This is a genomic window from Kitasatospora sp. NPDC048662 (genome assembly GCF_055587065.1).
Map to the genome: position 1 here is coordinate 162,501 of NZ_JBVJHA010000010.1, position 24,849 is coordinate 187,349.

General features: G+C 71.7%; 14 protein-coding genes, 3 tRNA genes and 1 pseudogene. 8 read left to right on the plus strand and 10 right to left on the minus strand.

What is annotated here, in order from left to right; translation table 11 throughout:
• Positions 1 to 281: 281 nt before the first annotated feature.
• The 5 genes from ACZ6R9_RS25245 to ACZ6R9_RS25265 all read right to left on the minus strand — a co-directional run bounded on the left by ACZ6R9_RS25245 (position 282) and on the right by ACZ6R9_RS25265 (position 4,969).
• Positions 282 to 1,220, minus strand: a complete 939-nt coding sequence (locus ACZ6R9_RS25245; RefSeq protein WP_380483810.1) for an EamA family transporter — start codon at positions 1,218 to 1,220, stop codon at positions 282 to 284.
• Between the two features lie 103 nt (positions 1,221 to 1,323).
• Positions 1,324 to 3,522, minus strand: coding sequence for a transglycosylase domain-containing protein (locus ACZ6R9_RS25250; RefSeq protein WP_380483722.1), 2,199 nt, complete (start codon positions 3,520 to 3,522; stop codon positions 1,324 to 1,326).
• A 342-nt stretch (positions 3,523 to 3,864) separates the two neighbouring features.
• Positions 3,865 to 3,938: transfer RNA gene (locus ACZ6R9_RS25255), tRNA-Lys, on the minus strand.
• A gap of 118 nt (positions 3,939 to 4,056) precedes the next feature.
• Positions 4,057 to 4,130: transfer RNA gene (locus tag ACZ6R9_RS25260), tRNA-Lys, on the minus strand.
• An 80-nt stretch (positions 4,131 to 4,210) separates the two neighbouring features.
• Positions 4,211 to 4,969 (minus strand): bestrophin-like domain, encoded by a 759-nt coding sequence (locus ACZ6R9_RS25265; RefSeq protein ID WP_465540483.1) that lies wholly within the window; start codon positions 4,967 to 4,969, stop codon positions 4,211 to 4,213.
• A gap of 495 nt (positions 4,970 to 5,464) precedes the next feature.
• Here ACZ6R9_RS25265 and ACZ6R9_RS25270 point away from each other — a divergent pair, with 495 nt between their 5' ends.
• The 3 genes from ACZ6R9_RS25270 to ACZ6R9_RS25280 all read left to right on the plus strand — a co-directional run bounded on the left by ACZ6R9_RS25270 (position 5,465) and on the right by ACZ6R9_RS25280 (position 9,512).
• Positions 5,465 to 6,640: a low temperature requirement protein A gene (locus ACZ6R9_RS25270; RefSeq protein ID WP_465540485.1), complete on the plus strand. Its 1,176-nt coding sequence runs from the start codon at positions 5,465 to 5,467 to the stop codon at positions 6,638 to 6,640.
• A gap of 7 nt (positions 6,641 to 6,647) precedes the next feature.
• Positions 6,648 to 7,283 carry a pentapeptide repeat-containing protein gene (locus tag ACZ6R9_RS25275; protein ID WP_380488822.1) on the plus strand — a complete coding sequence of 212 codons (636 nt, stop codon included), beginning with the start codon at positions 6,648 to 6,650 and terminating at the stop codon, positions 7,281 to 7,283.
• A gap of 177 nt (positions 7,284 to 7,460) precedes the next feature.
• Positions 7,461 to 9,512 (plus strand): phosphocholine-specific phospholipase C, encoded by a 2,052-nt coding sequence (locus ACZ6R9_RS25280; protein ID WP_465540487.1) that lies wholly within the window; start codon positions 7,461 to 7,463, stop codon positions 9,510 to 9,512.
• A gap of 7 nt (positions 9,513 to 9,519) precedes the next feature.
• Here the strand turns inward: ACZ6R9_RS25280 and pflA are convergent, their stop codons facing one another.
• The 3 genes from pflA to adhE form a co-directional block, all read right to left on the minus strand.
• Complete coding sequence (gene pflA, locus ACZ6R9_RS25285) at positions 9,520 to 10,272, minus strand: pyruvate formate-lyase-activating protein (RefSeq protein ID WP_465540489.1); 753 nt, start codon at positions 10,270 to 10,272, stop codon at positions 9,520 to 9,522.
• A 32-nt stretch (positions 10,273 to 10,304) separates the two neighbouring features.
• Positions 10,305 to 12,572, minus strand: coding sequence for a formate C-acetyltransferase (gene pflB / locus ACZ6R9_RS25290; protein WP_380488817.1), 2,268 nt, complete (start codon positions 12,570 to 12,572; stop codon positions 10,305 to 10,307).
• Positions 12,573 to 12,686: 114 nt separating this feature from the next.
• Complete coding sequence (adhE, locus tag ACZ6R9_RS25295; protein ID WP_465540491.1) at positions 12,687 to 15,371, minus strand: bifunctional acetaldehyde-CoA/alcohol dehydrogenase; 2,685 nt, start codon at positions 15,369 to 15,371, stop codon at positions 12,687 to 12,689.
• A 347-nt stretch (positions 15,372 to 15,718) separates the two neighbouring features.
• Here adhE and ACZ6R9_RS25300 point away from each other — a divergent pair, with 347 nt between their 5' ends.
• Positions 15,719 to 15,928 carry a hypothetical protein gene (locus ACZ6R9_RS25300; RefSeq protein ID WP_380488815.1) on the plus strand — a complete coding sequence of 70 codons (210 nt, stop codon included), beginning with the start codon at positions 15,719 to 15,721 and terminating at the stop codon, positions 15,926 to 15,928.
• Between the two features lie 96 nt (positions 15,929 to 16,024).
• Here ACZ6R9_RS25300 and ACZ6R9_RS25305 read toward each other — a convergent pair whose 3' ends face one another.
• Positions 16,025 to 19,249 carry a S41 family peptidase gene (locus tag ACZ6R9_RS25305; protein WP_465540492.1) on the minus strand — a complete coding sequence of 1,075 codons (3,225 nt, stop codon included), beginning with the start codon at positions 19,247 to 19,249 and terminating at the stop codon, positions 16,025 to 16,027.
• A gap of 246 nt (positions 19,250 to 19,495) precedes the next feature.
• Here ACZ6R9_RS25305 and ACZ6R9_RS25310 point away from each other — a divergent pair.
• Both ACZ6R9_RS25310 and ACZ6R9_RS25315 read left to right on the plus strand, forming a co-directional pair.
• A pseudogene (locus tag ACZ6R9_RS25310) lies at positions 19,496 to 20,029 on the plus strand (carbohydrate binding domain-containing protein); the annotation flags it as partial.
• A gap of 572 nt (positions 20,030 to 20,601) precedes the next feature.
• Positions 20,602 to 20,982, plus strand: a complete 381-nt coding sequence (locus ACZ6R9_RS25315; RefSeq protein WP_380488825.1) for a VOC family protein — start codon at positions 20,602 to 20,604, stop codon at positions 20,980 to 20,982.
• Positions 20,983 to 21,039: 57 nt separating this feature from the next.
• Here the strand turns inward: ACZ6R9_RS25315 and ACZ6R9_RS25320 are convergent.
• A tRNA-Lys gene (locus ACZ6R9_RS25320) sits at positions 21,040 to 21,113 on the minus strand.
• Positions 21,114 to 21,224: 111 nt separating this feature from the next.
• Here ACZ6R9_RS25320 and ACZ6R9_RS25325 point away from each other — a divergent pair.
• Positions 21,225 to 22,805: a Na+/H+ antiporter gene (locus ACZ6R9_RS25325; protein WP_380488812.1), complete on the plus strand. Its 1,581-nt coding sequence runs from the start codon at positions 21,225 to 21,227 to the stop codon at positions 22,803 to 22,805.
• A 348-nt stretch (positions 22,806 to 23,153) separates the two neighbouring features.
• Positions 23,154 to 24,815, plus strand: a complete 1,662-nt coding sequence (gene pgi, locus ACZ6R9_RS25330; RefSeq protein ID WP_380488811.1) for a glucose-6-phosphate isomerase — start codon at positions 23,154 to 23,156, stop codon at positions 24,813 to 24,815.
• The last annotated feature ends 34 nt before the right edge of the window (positions 24,816 to 24,849 follow it).

Consider the following 24,849-nt stretch of genomic DNA (forward strand, 5'->3'; position numbering starts at 1 on the left):
ATGCCCTCGCCCCCCACCGCCAGACCCTCCCGGCCTGACGCCGGCAACGCCTTCGGCGGGTGGCCGGGCGGAGTTCGGGGGCTTCGCGCGGCGTGCGGCCTTTGGGCGGGGGATGCCTCCGGCGGGGGCTGCGGAGTTCGGGGCCATGCCCTCGCCCCCCACCGCCAGACCCTCCCGGCCTGACAACCGGCAACGCCGGGGGCCGTTGCAGGACGGCTTTGCCGGGGTCGGGTGGGTGGGGTGGCTGGCGGTCCGGTGGGCGCCGGTGGTTGCGGCAGCCGTCAGCGCTTGGCCGAGGAGGCTGATTGGGCGGCGAAGGCGCCGGCCAGGACGAGGGTGCCGCCGGCGAGTTGGGGGACGCCGAGGTGTTCGCCGAGCAGGACCCAGGCGAGGACGGTGGCGACCACGGCTTCGAGGTTGGCGATGACGCCGGCGACGGGTGGGGAGAGGTGCTGCACCGAGGCGATGCCGGTGAGGTAGGCGAGGACGGTGGCGATCAGGATCATCCAGAGGGCGGGGACGAGCGCGGGGAGCTGGTGGCCGTTCATGGTGACGGAGCGGGTGAGCAGTGACCAGTCGGCGGTCCAGGGGCGGGTGAAGGCGGTGAGCAGGATCGCGCCGATCAGCAGGCCGTACGCGGAGACGGCCAGGGGGTCGACGGGGCCCTCGCCGTCGCGGCCGGCGTCGGCGAGGACGAAGTAGCCGACCTGGCAGCAGGCCGCGCCGAGGGCGAAGAGGACGCCGAGCGGGTTGAAGGAGAGGCCGTGCCAGACCTCGACGACGCAGGCGAGGCCCGCCACCGCGACGCCCGCGCCGGCCATCTCCCGGCGGGAGACGGAGCGGCGCTGCACGAATCGGACGTAGGCGAGCAGCAGCGGCGGGCCCAGGTATTCGATCAGCATGGCCACGCTGATCGGGATGCGGGAGATCGCCGCGAAGTAGCAGGCCTGGACGCCGGCGACGGCGAGCAGGCCGAAGCCGATCAGCAGGCCGGGTCGGCGCCGCACCGCGTCGCGGTGCTTCCAGGCGAGGGGCAGCAGCACCAGGGCCGCTCCGGCGACCCGCAGCCAGACCGTGTGGGTGGGGGACAGCCCGGCTTCGATCAGCGGTTTGGCCGCTGTCCCGGACCCGCCGAAGGCGACCGCGGAGACCAGTGCCAGCACCAGGCCCAGCTTGGCGGTGCGGCGGGTCGGGGTGGGGGAGGAGCGGTGTTCGGTCAGGGGGAGATCGGGCGCCGGGCGCGGGTCGAGCGACATGGCGGAGGGGTCCGAGCTGCTGTGCATCGCCGCATTGTGTCAGCCCGGACCCCTCCGCCGTAAGGTGCTATCCCGCAGGTTGGTCCTGAGTCCCGAGCAGTCCGCCGGTGCCGCCGGTGCCCGGGGAACTGCTCGGCGCGGGCGGCGAGCTGGGGCCCCCGCTGGGCTTGGCCGACGGGCTGCGGCTGGGCCGCGGCTGGCCGCCGTTGCCGTTGCCGGTGCCGTCGGTGGGCGGCGAGCTCGGGCTGCCGTTGCCGTCGCCGGTGCTCCCGCCGGCGGACGGGGACGGCGCCGAGCTCACGCCGTCCGAGGTGGACGGGCTCTGGCTGGGCGAGGCGGACCCGGACGGCGCGGACGGGACGGTGGTGGACGGCGTCCGGGCCGGGCCGGAGAAGGAGCTGACCGGCTGCCCGGCCAGCGCGGACTTCATGTAGGCCGTCCAGATCTGCGCCGGGAACTTGCCGCCGGCCGCGCTGCCCGCGCCGCCGACCCCGTCCAGGGTGACCTGCTTGCCGGTGGTCGGGTCCTGGCCGAACAGGCCGACCACGGTGGTCAGTTCGGGCGTGTAGCCGGCGAACCAGACCGACTTGGAGTCGTCGGTGGTGCCGGTCTTGCCGGCCGCCGGGCGGCCCAGCGCGGCGGCCCGGTAGCCGGTGCCGCCCTGGTCGTCGATGACGCCCTGGAGGATCGCGGTGGTGCTGCGGGCGGCGTTCTTGGAGATCGCCTGGGTGGCCTTGTGCTCGGGCAGCGAGACCTGCTCGCCGCCGGACTCCAGCGACTTCACCAGCCACGGGGTGATCTGCTGGCCGTCGTTGTCGAGCGCGGCGTACACACCGGCGAGTTCCAGCACGCTGGGGCTGGCCGAGCCCAGCGGGATCGACGGGACGGCCTTCAGGCCCGGGGTGTCGGCGGGCAGGCCGAGCGCCACCGCGGTGGAGCGGACCTTCTCCAGCCCGGTGTCCTGGGCGAGCTGCGCGAACACCGAGTTCACCGACCAGTCGGTGGCCTGCTGAAGGCTTATCTGACCGTACGAGCGCTCACCCTCGTTCGGCGGCGCGTAGGGCACGCCCTTGGCGCCGCGCACGGCCCGCCGGTTGGTGCCGTCGTAGATGGTGTCGGCGCTGATCCGGTCGCCGTACTGGGTGCGCGCCCCGGAGTCCAGGGCGGCGGCCAGCGCGATCGCCTTGAAGGTGGAGCCGGCCTGGTAGTCGGTGCGGGTGGCGTTGTCGATCCAGTGCTTGGTGGCGTCGGTGCCGCCGTACAGCGCCACCACCTGACCGGTCTTCGGGTCGACCGACACCGCGCCGGCCTGCGCGGCCGCGTCCACCTTGCGGCTGTCCGGCTTCAGGTTGTCGATGAGCTGGGCCTGCACCGCGTCCTGCAGCTGCTGCTGCTTCTTGGAGTCCACGGTCAGCGTGATGGTGTAGCCGCCCTGGGCGAGCTGGGCGTCACTGACGATGTTGTTGTCGGTCAGGTACGAGGTGGCGGCGGCCACCAGGTAGCCGGCCTGCCCCGACAGGCCCGGCGCGGACTTCGGCGACTGCACTTCCGGGAAGGTCAGCTGCTTGCGCTCCTCGGCGCCCAGCCAGTTCTTCGTCACCATGCCGTCGAGCACGTAGTTCCAGCGCGCCATCGCCTTCTGCTTGCCGTTCTCGGTGGCCGAGGACACGTCGTACGCGCTGGGCGCGTTCAGCAGGGTCGCCAGGTACGCGCCCTGGGCGGCGTTCAGCTGGCTGGCGTCCACCCCGAAGTAGGCCTGTGCGGCGGCCTGGATGCCGTACGCGCCGCGCCCGTAGTACGAGGTGTTCAGGTAGGAGGAGAGGATCTCGTCCTTGCTCTGGGTGGCGTCCACCTTGAACGCGATGAAGACTTCCTTCACCTTGCGGCTGATGGTCTGCTTCTGGTTCAGGTACGCGTTCTTCACGTACTGCTGGGTGATCGTCGAACCACCCTGGGTGGCGCCCCCGGAGGCGGTGTTGAAGGCGGCGCGGGCCATGCCCTTGAAGTTGACCGCGCCCTCCGAGTAGAAGTTGCGGTCCTCGGCGGCCAGCGCGGCGTGCTGCGCGTCCTTGGAGACCTTGTCCAGTGGCACGTTCTGCCGGTTGGTCTGCCCGGTGCGGGCCAGCAGCGAGCCGTCGGAGTACAGCCAGGTGTTCGACTGGGCGGTGGCCTGGGCGTGCGCGTCCGGCACCTTGACCAGGGCGACCCCCAGGGCGAACAGGCCGATCCCCAGCAGCACCGAGGCCGCCAGGCCGACCAGCGTCATCCGCCAGGTGGGTATCAGCCGGCGCCAGCCGGTTCGTTTCGTGCGTTCACGGGGCTTTCGAGGCAACGGAGACCTTCCCGCAGGCCCCGGACGGGCTGCTCGCTCGGGCGATGACATGAACCTCGCCAGCTTGATCGATCGACTTGTCAGATGTTAGGGACCTATGTCCTATTTCTCCTAAGACGATCTTTAGATCCCACTTAGTTGCGTGTCTTCCGCCTCGTCGGACTCCTCAACGAGCGGACCCGTACGGGGACATGGCCGGACCGATCACACGATCGAGACCCTGCTCGGAGAAACGCCGAAGGCCCCCCGCTTTCGCGAGGGGCCTTCGACCGTCTGTGCGCCGCCAGGGACTCGAACCCCGGACCCGCTGATTAAGAGTCAGCTGCTCTAACCAACTGAGCTAGCGGCGCTTGCTGACGAAGAGAACATTACACGCCTTCCGACCTGCGGCGAAATCGGGTTCCCCGGGCCTGCGTGCGGAGAAACGCCGAAGGCCCCCCGCTTTCGTGAGGGGCCTTCGACCGTCTGTGCGCCGCCAGGGACTCGAACCCCGGACCCGCTGATTAAGAGTCAGCTGCTCTAACCAACTGAGCTAGCGGCGCCTGCTGACCTGGAGAACATTACATGCCCGGCGCCGATCCGCCGAATCGTGACGGCCCGGCCACGCACCGTGCCCGCCGGGTCAGCGCGGGGGCGGGAGCCTGGCCAGGAACACCTCGAAGGCGGTCGACCGCACCCGGTTCGCCCCGTCGAACGGATAGTTCATCTCCTTGATCGCGATCAGCGACAGGCCGATCAGCCCGGCCAGCGACACCACCATCGCCAGGTGCGCCCAGGTGTTGGACAGACCGAACAGGAAGGTGAAGGCGATGGTGACGATCGCGCCGGCGATCAGCGCCGCCCACAGCAGCGGCGGCACGCAGTCCTCGATCTGGCTCAGCCGGGCGCGGCGCTTGCTGGCCAGGCCGTCCACGTGCTGCACCAGGTTCTGGTAGATCGTCGACTCCCGGTCGTCGCCGGGCGCGAAAGCCAGCGCGGACTCCCGGATCTGGTACATCAGCGCGGTCGCCGCCGGGTCGCTCCGATGCCCGGTCATCTGCTGCCACTCGGTGTTCACCACCGCGTGCGCGTAACCGAGCGTCAGGCCCTCCAGTTGGGCGCCCTCCGGCAGCGGCATCTGCCGGGACATCCAGTAGACCCCGGCGAGCTCGTCCGCCTCCTCGAAGGTCGTCGCCTTCGCGGCCGAGGTGTTCTCCCACACCACGATCACCACGAAAGCCACCAGGACCGCGTAGAAGGCGCCGACCGCGGCGAAGATGAACCCCGCCACGTCGTTGCAGTTCTCCCGGGCCGGGACGGGCGCGTACCGCTGCACCAGGACCATGCAGGCGGCCGTGGCCACCAGCATGCCGATCAGGATCGCCCCATCGGCCCAGTTCACGAAGACCCCCACTGACTCGGTGCAGACCTCTGCGCATGACCGTCATCGGGCCACGGGCGGCCGGGCGAGCGGGGACGGTCCGAGCGGCCGGGTCGCTGCGCCGCCGGACAGCGCGGTGATCGCGAGGGGGCCGGCGGGCGGACGCGGGGCGCAGCGGCAAGACCGCCCCCCATTGTCCGCGCCGTCCTCCTTGACCTTCCGCGTTGCCCGTGAAGCGCCTCGTCCGTCCTCCATCCGCAGAGGAATCTATCGGGCCAAACAGGGCGGACGGGACAAGCTGCGCACCACACGCCCCGGACGGCCCCAGCTGTCACCCGGATCGCGCACTGCGGCGTCAACTCTGCCTGACGGACGGGCAAATCGGCCCGAACCGGGCCAATCGGCGTGCCGGGCACGGTCCGTGCGCCGTCGCGCCCCGGATGTCAGGATCGGGGGAGTGCAACTCCCCGGCCGCGCGTGCCTCCTGCCGCGCGGCCCCGTCGTGAAAGCAGGCCGATGACCTCCGCCCCCGACCGCTACCGCCCGGTCCGCCGGATGCTGGCCCGCGACCAGGGAGAGTCCCACCGGGTCTCCACCCCGCTGGAACTGTTCTTCGACCTGTGCTTCGTGGTGGCCATCGCCCAGGCCGGCCGCGAACTCGCCCACGCGCTGGCCGCCGGACACTTCTCGGTCGCCGTGACCGGATACCTGATGGCCTTCTTTGCCATTTGGTGGGCTTGGATGAATTTCACCTGGTTCGCCTCCGCGTACGACGTGGACGACGTTCCCTACCGGCTCACCACGCTGGTCCAGATCACCGGCGTGCTGGTGCTCGCCGCGGGCGTGCCGCGACTCTTCGGGGACCAGAACCTCGACCTGGTGGTGGCCGGCTACCTGCTGATGCGGCTGGCCATGGTCACCCAGTGGCTGCGCGCTGCCCGCGGCGAGAGCGGGCCCGCCCGGACCGCCGCGCTGCACTACGCCGTCGGCATCACGCTCGTCCAGGCGTTCTGGGTGGTGCTGCTGTTCGTCCCGCACGGGGCGCGCGCCCCGCTGTTCGCGGTCGGTGTGCTCGCCGAACTCGCCGTCCCCGTCCGGGCCGAGATGCACAACCGCACCCCGTGGCACCGGCGCCACATCGCCGAACGGTACGGCCTGTTCACCATCATCGTGCTGGGCGAGACGGTCGCCGCCGCCACCGTGGCCATCCAGACCGCGCTGGACGAACACAAGGCCGTCGCCGAACTGCTGCCGATCGCCGGCGGCGGACTGCTGATCTGCTTCGGCGCCTGGTGGATCTACTTCGCCGACGACGCCCACCCCTACCTGAACTCCGCCCGGCAGGCACTGCCCTGGGGCTACGGCCACTTCGCGGTCTTCGCCTCGGCGGCCGCCGTCGGCGCCGGCCTGGTGGTCGCCGTCGAACACGCCGTCGGCACCACGCACCTCACCGACCGGGCCGCGACCGCCGCCGTCACCGTCCCCACCGCGCTGTTCCTGTTCACCGTCTGGGCCCTGCACTCGCGCCGCCACCAGCGCGGCGCCGCCCAGGCGGTCCTGCCGCTGGCCGCACTGTCGGTGCTGGCTGCGACGCTGGCGGGGGACGCCGGCGTGCCACTCGCCGGCGCCCTGGTGGCAGTCGCCGTCGCCATCGGCACCGCCCTGTCCGCGCAGACCGAGAGACGGAGTTGAGCACCCCGTGCGCCTGGAAGACCTCCCCTACGCCCACCTGCTGCAACGCCACAGCGGACCGCTGCGGGCCGACACCCGCTACGACACCGTCCACTTCGACGACCTCGACCTGACCGGGCAACTCGGCGGCGCCACCTTCCTGGAATGCGCGTTCACCGGCATCCGGGTGGAGGACGCGAAGCTGCGCCGGGCCGGCTTCAACGAGGCGTGGCTGCACGGCGGGCGACTGGTCGGCGTCGACCTCGCCGAGAGCGACTGGCAGGACACCGAGATCGACTCCACCGTGCTGGCCGGCATCTCCGCGTACAGCTCGGCGATCCGCCGCACCGTCTTCCGGCAGTGCAAGCTCGAAGCGGTCAACCTGCGTGGCGCGACGCTGCGCGACGTCGCCTTCGAGGACTGCCTGCTGCGCGACGTCGACCTCGCCGACGCGAAACTCACCGACGTGACGTTCCCCGGCTCCACCCTGGACGGCGTCCGCCTGCGGGGTGCGACGCTCAAGGGGGTGGACCTGCGCCGGGCCGCGAGCCTCGACCTGCCGGACGGGCACCTGGGGCTGCGCGGGGCGATCATCTCGACCGGGCAACTGCTGGATCTGGCACCGCAGTTCGCGCAGGCGCTGGGGATCTCGGTGAAGGACTGAGGGGAGGGCTCCGGGCCGTCAACGGCCCTGCGGGTACCTGCCGTTCATCTGGTGAACAGTCCAACAATCCTTCGGTGAAAGTCATGGCCATGTCGCCCCGGCTGCGTGAAGATGCTCGGCGTTCGACACGAGGTGTCTGAACAACATCATCAGCAGCCGAAGGGACGGGCGGTCAAGGTGGCAGAGCTGAGTCGTAGGAAGTTCATGGCGCTGTCGGCGAGTGCGGCGGCCGGTGCGGCGGTGGCCGGGTCGGGAGTGGTGGGCGCGGCGGCTCCGGCGGTCGCGGCGCCGGCGGGGACCACGGGGACGATCACCGACGCCAAGCATGTGGTGATCCTGATGCAGGAGAACCGCAGCTTCGACCACTACTTCGGGACGCTGAAGGGCGTGCGCGGCTTCGCGGACCGTTCGGCGATCCAGATATCCGGTGGCTACAGCGTGTTCAACCAGCCGAACCTGCTGGGCCGGCAGTACCCGTGGCAGTTCAGCGCCACCAAGCCGGCCGGCGGCGCGGACCCGGCGCGGCTGGCGCAGTGCAACGGCGACCTGAGTCACGCCTGGTCCGATCAGCACAACGCCTGGAACGGCGGCAAGCTGGACTCCTGGGTGTCCGCCAAGGGCACCGTCCGCACGCTGGGGTACCTGACCAGGGCGGACATCCCGTTCCACTTCGCACTGGCCGACAACTGGACGGTCTGTGACGCCTACCACTGCTCGGTGCTGAGCGCGACGGGCCCGAACCGCACGTACCACTGGTCCGGCCAGATCGACCCGTCCGGCGCGGCGGGCGGCCCGGCGTACGACGGCGGTGACGAGTCGGGGCTGCGCTGGCAGACGTACGCGGAGGCGCTGGAGAACGCGGGGGTGAGCTGGAAGGTCTACCAGAACGCGGCGGACAACTACGGCGACAACGCTTTGGCCTACTTCACCCAGTTCTCCTCCGCCCCGGCGGGCAGCGCCCTCGCGGTGAAGGGCATGGGGTCCGTCCCGAAGGTGACCAACAGGACCCCGGACGACATCGTGGCGGCGATCAAGGCGGACGTGCTGGCGGGCACCCTGCCGCAGGTGTCCTGGATCGTGCCGGACCAGGCGTCCTCGGAGCACCCGTACGCCACGCCCACCGACGGCGCGCACTTCGTGCACAACGTCATGGACGCGCTGAACGCCGACCCGAACGTCTTCAACTCCTCGATCCTGTTCATCAATTACGACGAGAACGACGGCTTCTTCGACCACGTCCCGCCGCCCGCCGCGCCCGCCGGGACGGCCGGGGAGTTCTACAACGGGGTCAACATCGGCCTGGGGTTCCGGGTGCCGATGCTGGCCGTCTCGCCGTGGAGCCGGGGCGGGTGGGTGTCCTCGGAGACCTTCGACCACACCTCGGTGCTGCGCTTCCTGGAGAAGTGGACGGCCGCCCTGGGCAAGCCCGCGACCTGCGTGAACATCTCGGCGTGGCGGCGCAGGATGTGCGGCGACCTGACCGGCCTGTTCGACTTCGCCAATCCGGTGTACGGGATGCCCGCCCTGCCCGACACCTCGGCGACCATCGGCCTGGCCGCGTGCGGTCCGCTGCCGAACCCGGCGCCCGTCAACAACCAGCTGCCCGCGCAGGAGGCCGGCACCCGTCCGGCCCGGGCGCTGCCGTACCAGCCGGTGGCGAACCTGGACCATCTCGAGTTCGGCTCGGCCGGCGTGACGAAGGTGTGGATCGCGATGTCCAACGCGGGCAGCGCCACCAGCCACTTCGCCGCCTACGCCAACGCCCACCGCTCCGGCGGGCCCTGGCAGTACACCGTCGATCCCGGCGCGGCGACCAGTGACTTCTTCAACTGCGGCATCGGCTACGGCTCGGGCAAGTACGACCTGACGGTGATCGGCCCCAACCGCTTCCTGCGCCGCTTCACCGGCGACACCACGGCCGCCGGCAGGAACGTCGCCGTCACCGCGACCTACGCGCCCGCGCCCGACACCGGCAAGCTCGCCGTCTGGTTCAAGCTCGCCAACACCGGCAGCACGCCCGTGACCTTCACCATCACCTCCACCAACTACCGCACCGACGGCCCCTGGACGTACCAGGTCGCCGCCGGGGCCACCACCAGCGACTGGTTCAACGCGGCGGCCTACACCAATGGCTGGTACGACTTCACGGTGACGGTCAGCGGCGACGCCGGCTGGTCGCAGCGCTTCACCGGCCACCTGGAGACCGGGGCCGCCTCGGTCTCCGGCTGACGCGCGATCACACCGCACGCAGGCCGTGCGCGGCGAAGATGTCGCGCGCGGCCTGCACCTGCTCGGGGGTGGGGGTGGGGGTGTCGGCGAGGGTGAATTCGCGGCCCAGCGCGGCCCACTTGGACTGGCCGAGTTTGTGGAACGGGAGGACGTCGACCCGGGAGACGTTGCCGAGGGAGGCGGCGAAGGCCGCGACCCCGGCGATGTTCTCGGGCGGGTCGGTGAGCCCGGGGACGAGGACGAAGCGGAGATGGACGTTCTTGTCGAGGCCGGCGAGGCGGCGGGCGAAGTCGAGGGTGGGTTCCAGGGGCCGGCCGGTCAGCCGGCGGTAGAGCGCGCGGTCCCAGGACTTGATGTCGAGCAGCACCAGATCCGTGTCGGCGAGCAGCGCGTCGCTCGCCCGGGCGCCGAGGAAGCCTGAGGTGTCGAGGGCGGTGTGCAGGCCCAGCTCGTGCTTGAAGCGGTGCAGCAGCTCGCCGGTGAAGGCCGGCTGGAGCAGGGGTTCGCCGCCGGAGAGGGTGGCGCCGCCGCTGCCGGTGGCGTGGATGAAGCCGGTGTACTTGGCGGCCTCGGCGAGCACCTCGTCCGCCGTCGTGCGGGTGCCGCTGCGCATCCGCATGGTGTCGGGGTTGTGGCAGTACAGGCAGTTCAGCGGGCACCCGGCGAGGAAGACCACGAACCGGGTGCCGGGGCCGTCCACGCCGGTCGACAGGTCCCAGGAGTGCACCGAGCCGCCGGCCTTCACAGTGGTGGGGAGCATGGTGGTGCCTCCTGGGAGCTGTCGGCGGGTGCTCAGAGCGAGCCGTGGAAGGTGCGGTTGACGACGTCCAGCTGCTGTTCCCTGGTCAGCCGGACGAAGTTGACCGCGTAGCCGCTGACCCGGATGGTCAGCTGCGGGTACTTCTCGGGGTGCGCCATGGCGTCCAGCAGCGTCTCCCGGTTCAGCACGTTGACGTTCATGTGGAACCCGCCGACGGCCGTGTACCCGTCGAGCACACCCGCGAGGTTCTGGATCCGCTCCTCGCGGGTGCGGCCGAGGGCGTCGGGCGTGACGGTGTTGGTGAGCGAGATGCCGTCCTCGGCCGCGCTGTAGGGGAGTTTCGCCACCGACAGGGCGCTGGCCACGTAGCCGTGGGTGTCGCGTCCGTTCATCGGATTGGCGCCGGGGGAGAAGGGTTCGCCGGCCCGGCGGCCGTCGGGGGTGGCGCCGGTCTTCTTGCCGTAGACCACGTTCGAGGTGATGGTCAGGACCGACTGGGTGTGCTCGGCGCCCCGGTAGGTGGGGTGCTTGCGCACCTTGCGCATGAACTCCTCGACCAGCCGCACCGCCAGTTGGTCCGCCCGGTCGTCGTTGTTGCCGTACGCCGGGTACTCGCCCTCCACGCGGTAGTCGACCACGAGGCCGGACGCGTCGCGCACGGGCCGCACCGTCGCGTACTTGATCGCCGACAGCGAGTCGGCCGCCACCGCGAGACCGGCGATGCCGCAGGCCATGGTGCGGCGCACGTCGCGGTCGTGCAGGGCCATCTCCAGGCGCTCGTAGGCGTACTTGTCGTGCATGTAGTGGATGACGTTCAGCGCGTGCACGTACGTCTCGGCCAGCCACTCCAGCTGCCGGTCGAAACGGGCCGACACCTCGTCGTAGTCCAGGACCTCGGACTCGATCGGGCCGGTGTCGGGGCCGACCTGCTCGCCGCTGATCTCGTCCCGGCCGCCGTTGATCGCGTACAGCAGCGTCTTGGCGAGGTTGACCCGGGCGCCGAAGAACTGCATCTGCTTGCCGACCTCCATCGCGGAGACGCAGCAGGCGATCGCGGTGTCGTCGCCGAAGCGCGGGCGCATCAGCTCGTCCGACTCGTACTGGACGCTGGAGGTGTCGATGGACACCTGTGCGCAGAACTCCTTGAAGCCCTGCGGGAGTTGCGGCGACCAGAACACCGTCATGTTGGGCTCGGGCGCCGGGCCCAGGTTGTACAGGGTCTGCAGGTAGCGGAACGAGGTGCGGGTGACCAGCGGGCGGCCGTCGGTGCCGATGCCGCCGATCGACTCGGTCACCCAGGTCGGGTCGCCGGAGAACAGCTCGTCGTACTCGGGGGTGCGCAGGAAGCGGACGATCCGCAGCTTGATGATGAAGTCGTCGATCAGCTCCTGCGCCCGGCGCTCCGTCAGCCGGCCCTCGGCCAGGTCGCGTTCCAGGTAGATGTCCAGGAAGGTCGAGGTGCGGCCGAGCGACATGGCCGCGCCGTTCTGCTCCTTCACGGCCGCCAGGTAGGCGAAGTACAGCCACTGGATCGCCTGCTGGGCGGTGGCGGCCGGTCCGGAGATGTCCTGGCCGTAGCTCGCGGCCATCGCCTTGAGCTCCGTCAGGGCGCGGATCTGCTCGGCCAGCTCCTCGCGCTCCCGGATGGTGTTCTCCAGCGTGCGCGGGTCGTGCGGTGCGGCGTCCAGCTCGGACTTCTCCGCGCGCTTGGCGGCGATCAGCCGGTCCACGCCGTACAGTGCCACCCGCCGGTAGTCGCCGATGATCCGGCCCCGCCCGTACGCGTCCGGCAGGCCGGTGACGACGCCTGCCTTGCGGGCCGCCCGGATCTCGGGGGTGTAGGCGTCGAACACGCCCGCGTTGTGGGTCTTGCGGTGGACGGTGAAGACCTTCGCCAGCTCCGGGTCCACCGGGTAGCCGTACGTCTCCAGCGCGCCCGCGACCAGCCGCCAGCCGCCGTTCGGCATGATCGCCCGCTTCAGCGGGGCGTCGGTCTGCAGGCCGACGATCAGCTCGTTGTCCCGGTCGATGTACCCGGGGGCGTGCGCGGTGATGGTGGACGGCGTGTCCCAGGAGACGTCCAGGACGCCCTTGGCGCGCTCCTCCGGGAACAGGTCGGTGATCCGCTTCCAGACCGCCGCGGTCCGCGCGGTCGGGCCGGCCAGGAAGGCGGCGTCGCCCTCGTACGGGGTGTAGTTCTGCTGGATGAAGTCGCGGACGTCGATGGCGTCCCGCCACAGGCCGCCCTTGAAGCCGTCCCAGGCACCGCTGTGGATGCGCTCCGCGTGCTGCGTGCTCATTGCCTCGCTCCCGCCTCTCGCCTACGAGCACTAGTGTGAAGCCGTTCACAAGCTCGGATGGGGCTCGAAAAGTCCTGATCAGGGGGACTTTGGTCCCCGAACGGGCCAGGGCCCTCACACCGCCCGGTCGTCGCCGTAGTACGCCTGGGTCATCAGCCGCCGCATCTCCCGCAGCATCGGCAGCCGCGGATTGGCCGGCGCGCACTGGTCCTCGTACGCGTTCATCGCCTGCTGCTCCAGCCCGGCCAGGAACGCCGCCTCGTCCACCCCGGCCTCCTTGAACGAGCGCGGGATGCCGACCCGTTCGCGCAGCTCCTCGACCGCGAGCGCCAGCGACTGAACACCCTGCTCGGGGGTGTCGGCGGGCAGACCCAGCATCCGGGCGATCTGCCGGTAGCGCTCCGGAGCCACATAGCTCTGGTACTTCGGCCAGCCGGTCACCTTGGCCGGCGCCGAGCCGTTCCAGCGGATCACGTGCGGCAGCAGCAGCGCGTTGGTCCGCCCGTGCGCCACGTGGAAGGTCGCGCCCAGGGTGTGCGCCATCGCGTGCACCGCGCCCAGGAACGCCGAGCCGAACGCCATGCCCGCGATCGTCCCGGCGTTGTGCATCCGCTCCCGCGCCACCTGGTCGTTCGGGCCGTCGTGGACCGCCGCCGCCAGGTTCTCGAAGATCAGCCGGATGCCCTGGAGCGCCAGGCCGTCGGTGAAGTCGTTGGCGTACACCGACACATACGCCTCGATGCAGTGCGTCAGCGCGTCGAAACCGGAGTCGGCCGTCACGGTCGGCGGGAGGTCCCTCGTCAGCACCGGGTCCACGATCGCCACCGTGGGAGTGAGCGCGTAGTCCGCCAGCGGGTACTTCTGCCCGGACTCCGGGTCGGTGATCACCGCGAACGGGGTGACCTCGCTGCCGGTGCCCGAGGTGGTCGGGATGCACACCAGCTTCGCCTTCTCGCCCAGGTCCGGGAAGGTGAAGGCCCGCTTGCGGATGTCGAAGAACTTCTCCCGCAGGTCCGCGAACTCCACCTCCGGGTGCTCGTACATCAGCCACATCACCTTCGCCGCGTCCATCGGCGAACCGCCGCCCAGCGCCACGATGGTGTCCGGCCGGAAGCCGCGCATCAGCTCCGCGCCCTTCTCCACCGTCGCGATGCTCGGGTTCGGCTCCACGAAGTCCACCACCCGCACCTCCACCGGCTCCGGGCGCCGGCGCAGCACCTCCCGGACCCGTTCCAGGTGGCCGATCTCCACCATCGTCCGGTCGGTGACCACCACCACCCGGTGGGCGCCGCGCATGTCCGTGAGGTAGCCGAGCGAGCCCCGCTCGAAGAAGATCTTCGGCGGGACCTTGAACCACTGCATGTTGGTGTTGCGCCGCCCGATCCGCTTGACGTTGATCAGATGCAGGGCCGAGACGTTCCCCGACACCGAGGTGCGGCCCCAGGACCCGCAACCCAGCGTCAGCGAGGGCAGGAACGCGTTGTACACGTCGCCGATGCCGCCCTGCGAACTCGGCGCGTTCCAGATGATCCGGCACGCCTTCACCCCGGCGCCGAACTCCTCGGCGAACGCCGGATCCTCGGTGTGCACCGCCGCCGAGTGCCCCAGACCGTTGAACTCCACCATCCGCGCGGCGAGTTGGACACCCTGCGCACGCGTCTGGGCGCGCAGCACCGCCAGCACCGGGCAGAGCTTCTCCCGGGTCAGCGGCTCCTCCTCACCCACCCCGGCGACCTCCGCCAGGATCACCGAGGTGTCCTCCGGCACCTCGAAGCCCGCCGCGCGCGCGACCGCCTCGGCCGACTGCCCGGCCACCGCCGGGTTCAGCTTCGCGCCCGCACCGGTGCCCGCGCCGAACAGGTGCCGCTCCAGCAGCACCTTCTCCTCCGGGCTCGCCAGGTACGCCTTCAGCACCCGGAACTCCGCGAGCGCCGCGTCGTACACCTCCTCGTCCAGGATCACCGCCTGCTCGGAGGCACAGATCATCCCGTTGTCGAAGGACTTCGACAGCACGATGTCGTTCACCGCGCGCTTCAGATCGGCGCTCTTCTCCACATACGCCGGAACGTTGCCCGCACCCACGCCCAGCGCCGGCTTCCCGCACGAATACGCCGCCCGCACCATCGAGTTGCCGCCGGTGGCGAGGATCGTCGCCACCCCCTCGTGCCTCATCAGCGCGTCCGTCGCCGCCATCGACGGACGGTCGATCCACTGCACGCAGTGCGCCGGGGCGCCCGCCGCGATCGCCGCGTCCCGGACGATCCGGGCCGCCTCCGCCGAGCAGCGCTGCGCCGACGGGTGGAAGGCGAACACGATCGGGTTGCGGGTCTTCAGCGCGATCAGCGCCTTGAAAATGGTGGTGGAGGTCGGGTTGGTCACCGGAGTGAGCGCGGCGACCACGCCCACCGGCTCGGCGATCTCCACGATCCCGTCGATGTCGTCCCGGGCGATCACCCCGACCGTCCGCATGCGGGCCATCGAGTGCGTGACGTGCTCGCAGGCGAAGACGTTCTTCACCGCCTTGTCCTCGAACACCCCGCGCCCGGTCTCCTCGACGGCCAGCGCCGCCAGCCGGGTGTGCGCGGCCAGCGCGGCCAGCGAGGCCTTCTTCACGATCCGGTCCACCCGCTCCTGGGTGAGACCCGCGTACTCCCGCAGGGCCTTGTGCCCGTTGCGGACCAGGGTGTCGACGGCGGGGTGCTCGGTGCTCTCGGTGCTCTCGGCGTTCACGGTGCTCGCTGCGACGGCGGCGTTCGCGTGGCTCTCGGCGTTCACGGCGCGGGACGACTGGCCGGACATGGCGCGGCTCACCTCTCGGGGTGTGGCTGCGGGGCGCCCGGCGGCACTGCCGGGACCGGTTGACCTCCTCAGCGTCGGGCCGTGGGCCGTGCGGCGGCTACGGCCGTTGGGCGCGATCCACCCGGGACCATCGGCCTTCTCCCTTGCGGCGCACGGCAGTTCGGGACCGGCCCCGGCGTGTCGGCGGTCTGCGCCGGGCGAGTGAGCCGGAGGTCGTCCGGGTGCGGGGCCCGGGGGCCGGTGCGAGGGTGGGCGGAGCCCGCACGGGTGCGTGTGACCGATCCCCGGCGGCGTACCGTGACAAGTGAGGCACCGAAGCAGGGGGGACGCCCACCCGAGGAGGAGACATGGGCATCTTCGACAGGTTCCGCCACCACCCCGCCCAGCCCACCCCCGACCCCGCCGAACGCGCCGCCCTCGCCCACGACGAGGCCGCCGACGCCTTCGGCGACCGCGCGGAACGCGCCCGCGACGAGGCGGAACGCCGCGTCCAGCAGGAACGCGAGGACCGCGAGGCCGCCGAGAACATGACCGCCGAGGGCGACCCCTGGGGCTGACACCCCACCCGCGAACACGGCGCTCCTGCCACAGCAACTGACCGTCTCCACCGAACGGCCGGCCCCGCCCGGGGTCGGCCGTTCGGCGTTCCGGGCCTACGCCCGCGGCGGCAGGGGCGGGCGGCGCAGGTCCGGGCGGGGGGTGGTGGGGGGCGGGGGTGCGGCGGCGGGGGTGGTGGCGAGGAGGTCGAGGGCGAGGGTGACGGCGGCGGCGAGGTCGGTGTGTTCGCCGCGGGCCCAGTCGCGGGGGGTGCGGATGACCTCGATGTCGGGGGCGACGCCCTGGTTCTCGATGGAGAAACCGATGCCGCCGGCGAACCAGGAGGCGTTCTTCGGGACGGAGATCTGGGTGCCGTCGCCGAGGGCGTGCCGGCCGGTCATGCCGACCACGCCGCCCCAGGTGCGGGTGCCGACCACCGGGCCGAGCGCGAGTTCCTTGATCGCGGCGATGATGACGTCGCCGTCGGAGCTGGTGGCGTGGTCGGCGAGCGCCACCACGGGGCCGCGCGGCGCGTCCCGGGGCCAGCGGACGGGCTGCCGGCCGCGGGTGAAGTCCCAGGCGAGGACGCGGCGGCGGAGCTTCTCCAGGACCAGCTCGGAGACGTTGCCGCCGGCGTTGCCGCGGACGTCCAGCACCAGGGCGGGGTGGGCGAGTTCGGAGCGCAGGTCGCGGTTGAACTGCGCCCAGCCGGAGCCGCCGAGATCCGGGATGTGCAGGTAGCCGCACACGCCGTTGCTGAACTCCCGTACCAGGTGGCGGCGTTTGGCCACCCAGTCCTGGTAGCGGATGGGCCGTTCGTCGGTGAGCGGGGTGACGGTGATCCGGCGCCGCTGCTCGCCGTGGCGGATCGTCAGCTCCACCGTGGTGCCGCCGGTGCCGGCCAGCAGCGGCGTGGGCCCGCGCACCGGGTCGGGCGGGCGGCCGTCCACGGCGAGCAGCTCGTCGCCGTCGTGCAGGCCGTAACCGGCGAGCGGCGCACGGGCCTTGGGGTCGGAGGACTCGCCGGGCAGGATCCGGTCGATCAGCCAGCGGCCGTCCGGGTCGCGGTGCGCGTTGGCGCCGAGCAGGCCGAGCGGCAGCTGGGCGAGCGCAGGGCCCTCGCCGCGCCGGGACGGGGTGACGTAGGCGTGCGAGGTGCCGAGCTCGCCGAGCAGTTCGCGCAGCAGGTCGGCGAAGTCGTCGGGGGAGGCCACCCGTTCCACCAACGGGGCGTACTGGTCGGTGAGTTCGTCCCAGTCGAGGCCGCACATGCCGGGGTCCCAGAACTGGTCGGCGACGATCCGGGCGGCCTCGGAGTAGGACTGCCGCCACTCGGCGGCCGGGTGCACGGTGTGGGTGATCCGGCGCAGGTCCACCGGGACGGGGGCGGTCGGCGCGGCCAGCGGGTACAGCTTGAGCGAGCCTCCCGAGAACACCGAGATCGCCGAGCCGTCGGCGGACACCGCGAAGCCGTCCAGCTGCTCGACCAGGGTGCTGCGGCGGCCCCGGGCCAGGTCGAAGAACTCCAGCGCCGGGCGGCCGGAGGTGTCCTCCGGGTTGGCGAAGGTCTGGCCGAGCGCGCCGGAGATCGGCCAGCGCAGCCACACCACGCCGCCGCGCACCGCCGCCGTCGCCGAGTACTTGGAGGCGATCACCGGGAACGGCACGAGGCGCTTGCTCAGCCCCTCCTCGGTCACCCGCACGGTGCCGTCGCCGGTGGCCTCCTCCGGGTCCAGGCCGACCGGCGGGCGGCCCTCGGCGGGGGAGGCGAACGGCGACGGGGTGTCGGCGGCCAGCGCCACCAGGTACGGGCGGCAGCCGAGCGGGAAGGACAGGTCGCCGGTGTGCACGTCGTGCACCGGGTCGAAGCCGCGCCAGGACAGGAACACCAGGAACCGGCCGTCCCGGGTGAACACCGGATGCTCGTCCTCGAACCGGCCGCCGGTGACGTCGACGATGTGCTCGGGACGGTCCACCCGGGCCAGCCGGACGGCGCGCAGCGAGCGGCCCGCGACCGGCTGGGACCAGGTCAGCCACTGCGAGTCCGGGGAGAACGCCGGGCTGGAGACCGGGCCGAACCGGGACGCGGCGACCTCGGTGACGCCGCCCCCGGCGGTGTCCACCAGCAGCAGCCGGCCGTCCGAGCAGGCCACCGCGAGCAGATTGCCGTCCGGGGCCGCGGACAGCTCCTGGACCCGGCCTATCCGGCCCGCCGCGATCCGCCGGTGCGGGGACGGGGCGTCCGCCGGGCCGTCCTTGCCCGGCAGCGGGGCCAGCTCGATGGCGTCCTCGCCCTCCGCGTCGGTGACCCAGGCCGCCCGGCCGGACCAGCCCAGCACCTGCGGCAGCCGGCAGCGCACCCCCGGGGTGTCGGCCAGCGCCCGGGCCGGGCCGTCGCGGTGGGTCAGCCAGTACAGCGAACCGCGCACGTTGATCACCCCGGCCCGGCCGGTGGCGTCGCAGGCCAGGTCCTTGACGTTGTTCGCGGCGCTCACCTGGTACGGGCGGCGGCCGGACCGGGCGCCGCCGAGCGGCACCTCCAGGCGGTGCGGAGCGGGCGCGTCCAGGCTGTCCAGCAGCCACAGGTCGCCGGCGTGCTGGTAGACGATCCTGGTGCCGTCGGTGGCGGCCTCCCGCGCGTAGTAGGTGGCGTGGTCGGTGTGCCGGCGCAGATCGGAGCCGTCCGGGCGCACCGAGTACAGGTTGCCGATGCCCTCGTGGTCGGACAGGAACGCCACCCGGGTGCCCGCCGGGGTCGCCACCGGCATCGGCGCGGCCAGGTGCCCCGGCAGGTCGGGCAGCAGCAGGTCGTGGTCCACCCACAGCCGGCCCTTCGCGCCGCCCCGGTAGCGCTTCCAGAACGCCGGCTCGTGCGGGGCGGCGTCCGTCAGCAGCACCGTGTGCTCCGCGCCCATCTGCGCGTCCGCGACCGGCCCCCACGGCATCCGGCGGCCCGGCGAGCCGTCCGGCGGCAGCTCCCACGCCCAGGTGTAGTGCGCGAACGGCTCGTGGTACGAGCTGACGGCCAGCACCTCCCCGTTCGGCAGCCACCCGCGCACCCGGGTGTCCAGGCTGCCCCAGTACGTCAGCCGGGTCGCCGGGCCGCCCGCCGCCGGGGCGGTGAACACCTCCGGGGTCAGCGCGAACCAGCTCGTCCAGGCCAGCGTCGTGCCGTCCGGCGAGATTCGCGGATGGCTCACCCTGGTCCGGTCGGCACTGACCCGCCAGGCCCGCCCCACCCCGCCGTCCGGCGTGAGCGGCGCGACCCAGACGTCGTCCTCGGCGGTGAAGGCGAGCAGACCGTCGCGTACATGGGGGAAACGCAGATATCCGGGCACCATTCCATGGTTCGACCCCACGCCGGGGGCCGCAACGCGGGCGGGTCCGGGGGCGCGCGGACGACCTGACACGTGCTCAACGAACGTGGCCCGCAGGTGCATTGACAGCTCCGGGCGGAGCCGGTTCAGTGGTCTGGTCCAACTCCCCAGGGTGCGTGCCGGTGCGGCGGCATGCCCCCGGGCCGGAAACCCCACAGCCCGGCGGGTGGGAGGCGGGCGTCCCCCACACAGAGGCAGGAGCATCCCCACATGCACACTCCCCGAAGGAAGCGGCTGATCGCCGCCGGAGCCGCCTGGGCGGTGGCGGCCGCGGGCGCCGTCGCGATCAGCTTCGGACTGGCCGGATCGGCCTCGGCCGGCGAATTCCTGGTCAACGGCGGCCTGGAATCCGGCACGCCGACCCCCTGGACCTGCAGCGGCACCACCGGCAGCGTCGTCACCGGCCACGCCCACAGCGGCAGCTACGCGCTGGCCGGCGCCGCGAGCTCCACCGACACCGCCCAGTGCGCCCAGACCGTCGCCGTCGCCCCCAACACCACGTACACGCTCAGCGCGTACGTCAACGGCGCGTACGTCTACCTCGGCGTCAACGGCGGCAGCTCGACCTGGACGCCCGGCACCGGCGGCGGCTACCAGAAGCTGGCCGTCAGCTTCACCACCGGCGCCACCCAGACCTCCGCCACCGTCTTCACCCACGGCTGGTACGGGCAGGGCACCTACTACGCGGACGACATCTCGCTGGACGGGCCGGGCGCGCCGAGCTCCACAGCTACTTCGGGTAAGGAGCCGTAGCCGCTGACGGGGCCGGCCGCCGGAAGGCGACCGGCCCCGGTTGTGCGGTGGGGGAGGTCGCCTGCGGCGGGCTTGGAGGGGGAGGGGAGTTGAGAAGTGGCAGTGGTTGCGGATGGGGCTGGTCGTCGGGTGGTGGCTGGCCTCGGGGTGTGGGGGAGGTCGCCTGCGGCGGGCAGGGGAGAGGGGGCTGAGCAGCTGCGGACGGGGCCGGTCGCCGGGAGGCGGCTGGCCACGGGTGTGTGTGGAATCTGCGGCGTCCTGCTTTCTTTCCCCGGCCCGCCGCAGGCGCTTGGGGGTCTGAGCGGCGTGGGTGCGGGCCGGCTGCCGCGGGGTGGCCGTCGGCCGCCGGGGCCTTGCTGCGCGCGGTGACGAAAACGAGGCTCTGCGTTGCCTGCTGTCTTTTCCTTCGTTCGTCCCTTCCCCCTGCCCGCCGCAGGCGGTTGCGGCGGGCTTCGGGATTCGTTCCATCCCTGCGGTCTCCCGTTCGCCGACCGCCACCGCAGGTGGTGGGCGGTCGCCGGGGTGGGGTGGGGTGCCTAGCCTGAGGGGAGGAGGTGGTGGTGATGCTGGGCGATGCGCCGTTGTGTGCGGTGATTCCGGTGACCGACATGGGGCGGGCGAAGCGGTATTACCGTGAGACGCTCGGGTTGGAGCTGGTGACGGAGGGGGCGGAGGACGTCACGTTCCGGTCCGGGGGTTGTGAGTTCTCGCTGTACGAGACGCCCTACGGTGGGCAGGCCAGTCATACGCTGGCCAGCTGGAAGGTCGCCGATCTGGACACCGAGATGACCGAACTGCGCGGTCGTGGCGTGGTGTTCGAGGAGTACGACCTGCCGGGGCTGAAGACCCTGAATGGTGTCGCCGAGGCGGACGGCATGCGGGCCGCGTGGTTCAAGGACCTGGACGGCAACGTGCTGTGCGTCAATGAGCGGCGTGCGGGGTGAGTAGCCCCTGGGAATGCCGAAGGCCCCCCGCTTTCGCGAGGGGCCTTCGACTGTCTGTGCGCCGCCAGGGACTCGAACCCCGGACCCGCTGATTAAGAGTCAGCTGCTCTAACCAACTGAGCTAGCGGCGCTTGCTGACGGGCAGAACATTACCTGGTCAGGGCCGGAAACACACAATCGGTCCGGTTGGGGCGGGAACGTATGCTGAACGCGGCCGTCCGCTTCTGCCGAGAGGACCCGTCGTGGGCCAGCTGACCCTGCTCTTTCTGGTGCTGCTTGCCTCCGTGGTGACGATGCCGCTGGCGCGGAAGAGCAGAATTCCGCAACCGGTGCTGATGACGCTGGTCGGTCTGGTGTTCGCGCTGGTGCCGCAGATTCCCAATGTGGCGATCGACCCGGAGTTCATCCTGCCGCTGGTGCTGCCGCCGCTGATCTTCGCGGTGGCCCGGCGTTCCTCGGTGCGCTACTTCAAGGCCAACATCCGGTCGATCCTGCTGCTGGCCGTCGCGCTGGTGATCGTCACCACCACCGTCGTCGCGGGCGTGTTCTCCTGGCTGGTGCCGGCCGCGCCGCTCGCGGCGGCGGTCGCGCTGGGCGCGCTGGTCTCGCCGCCCGACCCGGTGGCGGCGGTCGCGGTGGCGGGTGAGGTCGGGCTGCCGCGCCGGCTGGTCTCGGTGCTGGAGAGCGAGGGACTGTTCAACGACGTCACCGCGATCGTCATCTACTCGCTGGCGGTCGAGGCGGTGGTCGACGGCGACCTGTCGGCGGGGCACGCGCTGCTGCGCTTCCTGCTGTCCGCGGTGGTCGCGGTGGTGGTCGGTGTCGGCCTGGGCTGGGCCAACGCCAAGCTGGCCGGGCTGCTGGAGGATCCCACCCAGCAGGTGGCGCTGAACCTGCTGGTGCCGTTCGCCGCGTACGTCCTGGCGGAGGAGGCGCACGGTTCGGGCGTGCTCGCCGTGGTGGTCTGCGCGCTGTATCTCGCGGACCGGGCCACCGACGCCGACGACGTGTCGTACCGGCTGGTCGGCAACGCGTTCTGGGAGATCGTCGAGACCCTGATCACCGGCGTCGCGTTCGGCCTGATCGGCCTGGAGCTGTCCACCGTCCTGAAGGACGTCAAGGACACCTGGCACACCATGCTCGGCGACACCGCGATCGTGATCGCCGCGGTGGTGCTGGTCCGGCTGCTGTGGCTGCTGCCCGCCGCGTGGCTGTCCAAGCGGCTCAGTCACGGCGACGAGGACACCCCGATCAGCTGGCGGGAGACCGTGGTGCTGTGGTGGTCCGGGATGCGCGGTGTCGCCACCGTCGCACTGGCCCTCGCCATCCCGCTGACCCTGCACAACGGGCTGGACTTCCCGGCCCGCAACGAGATCATCTTCATCGCGTTCAGCGTGGTGCTGTTCACCCTGGTGGTCCAGGGCCTGACGCTGCCTTACGTGGTGAAGCTGCTCGGCCTGGACAGCGGCCACGACGCCCACGAGCAGGCCGTCCGGGACCTGTGGTGGCGCGCCGCCAAGGCCGGGCTGCACCGGCTGACCGAGCTGGAGGAGCAGGACCAGCTGCCGCCGGAGATCACCGAGCGCCTGCGCGAGCGCCAGCACGACCGGCTGGCCCGGCTCTGCCCGGACCGGTACGAGGAGGAGGAGGCGCTGGAGGCGAAGCGCCGCGGCAAGAAGTGGCGGCAGGCGTTCGCGGTCGAGCAGGAGATGATCGCCGCCTCCCGCCGCGAGGTGCTCGTCGCCCGCGGCGAGGCCGGCGCCGACCCCGAGATCGCGGACCACGTCCTGCGGACGCTCGACCTCCAGTCGGCCAGGAAGTGACGGCCCGTCGACCGCCCGGGGGGCGGGCCGCCGGAAGTCCCGGTTCGGCGGCCCGCAGGGCATAGGGTTGGGCCGGGCAAGGCCGTCGACGGAGCCGGCACCCCGCACCGTACCCGCCGGACCTGGGGCCTGTCTTCAAACCCGCGCCGCAGCCCTGCGGCGTCTGGTGCGTGCTCTCGGCGTGCCGGGTGGAAGGCCTCGTACTGGGTGTACTTGGCCTTTCGCCCGGTGCGGCGAGAGTGCGTGCCAGGCGTTGTGGGGCAGGCGGGGGTTTGAAGACAGGCCCCAGCGAAACCCTCCCGCCGGAACCAGCCGGTATCTGCACCCGCATGACCCAAGGAGCAACCGATGTCGGACACCCCCGCCAACGGCCGGACCCCGTTGGACCGCACCCCGCAGTGGGCCGCGCTGGGGAAGCACCGGGCCGAGCTCGGCGACCAGCACCTGCGCGAGCTGTTCGCCGCCGACCCCGACCGGGGCAGCCGCTACACCCTCCAGGTCGGCGACCTGTTCATCGACTACTCGAAGCACCTGGTCACCGACCGCACCCTGGACCTGCTGCGCCGCCTCGCCGCCGCCACCGGCGTCGCCGAGCTGCGGGACGCGATGTTCCGCGGCGAGAAGATCAACACCACCGAGAACCGCGCCGTCCTGCACACCGCGCTGCGCGCCCCGCGCGAGGCGGTCGTCGAGGTGGACGGGGAGAACGTCGTCCCGGCCGTGCACGCCGTCCTGGACAAGATGGCCGACTTCTCCGAGCGGGTGCGCTCCGGTGCCTGGACCGGTCACACCGGCAAGCGGATCCGCAACATCGTCAACATCGGCATCGGCGGCTCCGACCTCGGCCCCGCGATGGCCTACGAGGTGCTGCGTTCCTACACCGACCGCGAGCTGACGGTCCGTTTCGTCTCCAACGTGGACGGCGCCGACCTGCACGAGGCAGTGCGCGACCTGGACGCCGCCGAGACGCTGTTCATCGTCGCCTCGAAGACCTTCACCACCATCGAGACCGTCACCAACGCGGTCGCCGCCCGCAGTTGGCTGCTGGAACAGCTCGACGCGGGCGAGGCGGCCGTCGCCAAGCACTTCGTGGCGCTGTCCACCAACGCGCAGGGCGTCGCCGACTTCGGCATCGACACCTCCAACATGTTCGAGTTCTGGGACTGGGTGGGCGGCCGCTACTCGTACGACTCGGCGATCGGCCTGTCGCTGATGATCGCGATCGGTCCGGAGCGCTTCCAGGAGATGCTGGCCGGCTTCCGGCTGGTGGACGAGCACTTCCGCACCGCGCCCGCCGAGCAGAACGTCCCGCTGCTGCTGGGTCTGCTGGGTGTCTGGTACGGCGCGTTCTTCGACGCCCAGGCGCACGCGGTGCTGCCGTACTCGCACTACCTGTCGAAGTTCACCGCGTACCTCCAGCAGCTCGACATGGAGTCCAACGGCAAGTCGGTGGACCGCGACGGCCACCCCGTCGGCTGGCAGACCGGCCCCGTGGTGTGGGGCACCCCCGGCACCAACGGGCAGCACGCGTACTACCAGCTGCTGCACCAGGGCACCAAGATGATCCCCGCCGACTTCCTCGGCTTCGCCCGCCCCGTCGGCGACCTGCAGCCCGGCCTGGTCGCCCAGCACGACCTGCTGATGGCCAACTTCTTCGCCCAGACCCAGGCGCTGGCGTTCGGCAAGACCGCCGAGGAGGTCGCGGCCGAGGGCGTGCCCGCCGAGCTGGTCCCGCACAAGACCTTCCGCGGCAACCACCCGACCACCACCATCCTGGCCGACGAGCTCACCCCGCACGTGCTCGGCCAGCTGATCGCCCTCTACGAGCACAAGGTGTTCGTCCAGGGCGCGGTCTGGAACATCGACTCCTTCGACCAGTGGGGCGTCGAGCTCGGCAAGGTGCTGGCCAAGAAGATCGAGCCGGTGCTGCTGACCGGCCAGGGCGGCGAGGCGCTGGACGGCTCCACCGCGTCCCTGGTCGCCCGCTACCGGGAGCTGCGCGGCCGGTGACAGACGCCCAAGGGCCCCGGGGATCCCCGGGGCC